The organism is Streptomyces diastatochromogenes (assembly GCF_002242805.1).
Lineage (GTDB): Bacteria > Actinomycetota > Actinomycetes > Streptomycetales > Streptomycetaceae > Streptomyces > Streptomyces diastatochromogenes.
In genome coordinates, this window is the sequence record NZ_MCGQ01000203.1 from 1 (window position 1) to 478 (window position 478).

General features: G+C 72.0%; 1 protein-coding gene. It reads left to right on the top strand.

Annotated features, from left to right (window positions below; genetic code table 11):
• Window positions 1-441: Rossmann-fold NAD(P)-binding domain-containing protein (locus tag BEK98_RS49475; RefSeq protein WP_483027337.1), on the top strand; the 441-nt coding region annotated here is incomplete at its 5' end.
• Window positions 442-478 lie beyond the last annotated feature (37 nt).

The window sequence follows — 478 nt, forward strand, 5'->3', positions numbered from 1 at the left end:
ATCGAGAACTACACCGCCAACATCGGAATGTGGCTCCAGTACGGCACCATCATCGGCTCCGCCGGCTACGGGAAGATCTCCGGCGCGACCCGCGCGGACCTCGCGGCCGCGGCAGCCGTCGTGGCCGCCGGTGACTTGGCGGACAACAGGGTCTACGAGCTGGGCGGCACCGCGTTCACCATGAACGACCTGGCCGCGGAGACCTCCGCCCAGACCGGCACCACGGTCACCTACACCGACATGCCGCCGGCCCAGTACGCCGGCACGCTCGCGAGTGTGGGCCTGCCGCAGATCCTCGCCGACGCCATCGCCGACAACAGCGCCGGTGCCGCGCGCGGCGGCTGGTACACCGACAGCAACGACCTGCGGAACCTGCTCGGCCGCCCCACCACCTCCGTCAAGGAAGCCGTCGCGCAGGCCCTCGCCCAGCTCCAGGGCTGAGCGCCGGCCACACCCAAGCACGGCGGGCCCGGCCCTC